The 2,738-nt window shown below is 40.3% G+C and carries 6 protein-coding genes; 1 reads left to right on the top strand and 5 read right to left on the bottom strand.

Annotation, left to right across the window (positions count from 1 at the left end; genetic code table 11):
• Positions 1-41: 41 nt before the first annotated feature.
• The 3 genes from ymaG to BFU02S_RS17100 form a co-directional block, all read right to left on the bottom strand.
• The gene (ymaG, locus tag BFU02S_RS15510; RefSeq protein WP_084361160.1) at positions 42-311 is read right to left on the bottom strand and encodes an inner spore coat protein YmaG; all 270 of its coding nucleotides are present in this window, start codon (positions 309-311) and stop codon (positions 42-44) included.
• A gap of 35 nt (positions 312-346) precedes the next feature.
• Entirely contained in the window at positions 347-553 is a 207-nt protein-coding gene (locus tag BFU02S_RS15505; RefSeq protein ID WP_066372619.1) for a hypothetical protein, read from the bottom strand.
• Positions 554-706: 153 nt separating this feature from the next.
• Complete coding sequence (locus tag BFU02S_RS17100; RefSeq protein WP_169797619.1) at positions 707-865, bottom strand: hypothetical protein; 159 nt, start codon at positions 863-865, stop codon at positions 707-709.
• A gap of 155 nt (positions 866-1,020) precedes the next feature.
• Here BFU02S_RS17100 and BFU02S_RS15500 point away from each other — a divergent pair, with 155 nt between their 5' ends.
• The gene (locus tag BFU02S_RS15500) at positions 1,021-1,335 is read left to right on the top strand and encodes a hypothetical protein (protein WP_066372617.1); all 315 of its coding nucleotides are present in this window, start codon (positions 1,021-1,023) and stop codon (positions 1,333-1,335) included.
• Positions 1,336-1,359: 24 nt separating this feature from the next.
• Here the strand turns inward: BFU02S_RS15500 and BFU02S_RS15495 are convergent, their stop codons facing one another.
• Both BFU02S_RS15495 and BFU02S_RS15490 read right to left on the bottom strand, forming a co-directional pair.
• Entirely contained in the window at positions 1,360-1,872 is a 513-nt protein-coding gene (locus BFU02S_RS15495) for a MogA/MoaB family molybdenum cofactor biosynthesis protein (RefSeq protein ID WP_066372614.1), read from the bottom strand.
• Between the two features lies 1 nt (position 1,873).
• Positions 1,874-2,713, bottom strand: coding sequence for an EcsC family protein (locus BFU02S_RS15490; RefSeq protein ID WP_066372613.1), 840 nt, complete (start codon positions 2,711-2,713; stop codon positions 1,874-1,876).
• Positions 2,714-2,738: the final 25 nt, after the last annotated feature.

The raw sequence follows: 2,738 nt of genomic DNA, 5'->3' as shown, positions 1-2,738 counted from the left end.
GAAACCAGCTCTATTGAGAGCTGGTTTTTTTCTATCATTCTTTAATACCAAAATCCCCCGTATGGATAGCCATAATAAGGATAGCCATAAGGGGACAACAATGCACCTGTTGCTAATCCTCCAAGAAACCCTCCTAAAAAGGGTGCTCCATAACCATAACCCCACGGGCGTCCATACCCCCAGCCCCATGGACGGCCGCCATAATGACCGTAATGTCCATAATGACCGTAACCAAAGCCGTGGTGGATCCTTAGATCATGATCGCCTATGATTTGGAGATCAAGCGGTGCGGGCATTAATTCCGAATTCATAACAGTCTCCCCATTTCATGATTTTTTCTTAACTTTTAAATGAAGAATGGATAGCCAAATCCAAAGCCAAAGAATGGGTATCCGAATCCAAAGCCCAATGGGTATCCGAAGAATGGACGGCCCCATCCCCAACCCCATGGTCTTCCCCAGCCCCATCCCCAAAGGCGGGAATCTTGATCTGTATAATTCAATGCAGGTTCATAGGGCAAATTATTTGGAATTGAATACATATTATTATTCATAAGTTTGCCTCCTCAATTTGTAATCCTTACACAGTAAAGAATATGCAGATGGCAGTAGGGATTCTTGGGCAAGCGCCCGCAAAATTAACTTTTTCTAGTTATTCATATAGAAAAAAGACTGTCCTTCATTAAAAAAGACAGTCCTTTGCCTTGTTAACCTTCTGTTACAGTAGGATTTTCCCGATCCCTTATGTCCTCACTTTGATCAATAAAGCCGGTATTATAGGAATTCATGATTTGCTGGCTTACTTCATTTGTACCCTGTTCATCAAACTTAAATAAATACTGCTTGTCGGGATTTTGTTTGACCATTTTGTTCATACTCCTTCCTATATTTATTCCTCCTTTATTATTCGAAAAGCGAAAAACAGTTATACGTGGGTAAATTCTGGGTGAGAGACAGTTTTTCGTGAAGGAAGCTCCAATGTGTAGTAGAATAAAATCAACTACATAAATTGGAGGCAATTATGAAAGAGCATTTTGCTTTCGACCAGCGTCTTGGTATTCAGATACCTGAATTAGTAATAGAATGGGACGAAATTAGCAGAGAGATGCAAGAAGATATTCTCTTTTATTGGGAAAAGATACGCGGCACGATTCCTGACCGGATAAAAGAGTTGGAGGCCCAAATTAACCGAAAACAAGCCCAGCTTTCTGACGAAAACGATTTCGGACGGTCTTGTGAATTAAACTCCGAAATTGCCGAATTGGCTTCCATTATAAATGATTTATGGTTATGGTATAGAGTGGATCAAAATATTTCCGGGAAAATTCACCAATAAAAAACTCCCAAAATGGGAGCTTTTTTATTGATCTTTTTTTATTTCTCTAACAACATGCCCAAGTTCAGGCAAAATTAATTTGGTCATGGCGAGTTTAACTGCCCCGGAAGAACCCGGTGTAGCAAATACCGCTTTATTTTTTATCACGCCGGCAATGGCCCTGGAAAGTATTGCTGCAGAACCGATATCCTCTTGGTAGCTTAGCATCCGAAACAGCTCGCCAAAACCCACGATTTCTTTTTCAAGTAAGCCTTGAATTGCTTCAATCGTCACATCCCGCTTCGCAATGCCTGTGCCGCCATTTGTCAAAATCACGTCCACATCTTCACGTTCACAGCCTGTTAAAATTTCATTTTGAATCTTCTCTCTCTCATCTTTAACGATTACATAATCCACAACGCGATGTCCATCTGCCTCCAACAATTCAATCATCAGTCTGCCGCTTTTATCTGTCATCGGATCCCTCGTATCACTAACAGTAATCACCTTACAATTAACGGTTTTAGGTGCTTCTTGTTTGTGCTCTTTTGTACTCATATTAAAAGATCGCCTCTTTTTCTTTTAAATAACGTAATTGATAATATTTTTGGGCCATCTCCGTTACTCTTCGTGTCAGATGATAATTGACACCTGCCCCTATGGTCATACTTATTATCGGAATCCCCTGAATCAGTTTCTTTCTGAAAATCGAAATAACGAACGCTTTCAAAAGCTGCCGGGCCGGCTGTTCAATCCATGTAACATCGGTCATCTCGTCATTCCCTTCATAAAAGTACGGATTTTCGCCAACTTTTAAATCTTCAGTCAAAGACAGCCAGCCCTCTTTTTGCAATCTTAGCGGCAATGTCGCCGTATGGAACACTTTTAACGATTGTATGATTTCATATGGTGTATTTACTTCAAAGCCGTAAGCAAAAGAGATTAATTGAACAGCCCGTAAATTGATCATTGCCATGGCTGGTATATCTGTTCCTAAAGCAAGAGCTCCTCCTGTTCCAGACAAACCGCCTTGAATAAACGAATAGAGACGGTGCCTGGCTATTTGCTGATCAGCTATGTACTCTAGCTTCTCTATCTCCAGTTTGCGTAAATCTTCTATATTATTTAAACCTTTGTCGAATATCCTTCCTTGCGCAAGAATTCTTTTCTTTACATCCAATTGCAGCTCGGACCCTTGAATCATGCTATGTAAATGAAATAACCATGTATCCAGAAGGGAAAAAAATTGACGTTGAATCTTTATTGGCAATGCTGAAAAGGAGCGTTCTAAATATTTTTCATATGTTAATTGAAAGTCATTCGGTTCATACTGCAACAAATTTTGCTCCCATTCGTGAATTTCCGCCAGTACCTTTCGATCGCGCTCCGTTAACGCCATATTTATACCCTCCCCTATGAAGAAC

The sequence above is a fragment of the Neobacillus fumarioli NBRC 102428 genome (genome assembly GCF_001591485.1).
Taxonomy (GTDB): domain Bacteria; phylum Bacillota; class Bacilli; order Bacillales; family Cytobacillaceae; genus Neobacillus; species Neobacillus fumarioli.
The sequence above is the reverse complement of the archived record's forward strand: the minus strand, read 5'-3'. Positions and strand labels throughout refer to the sequence as shown.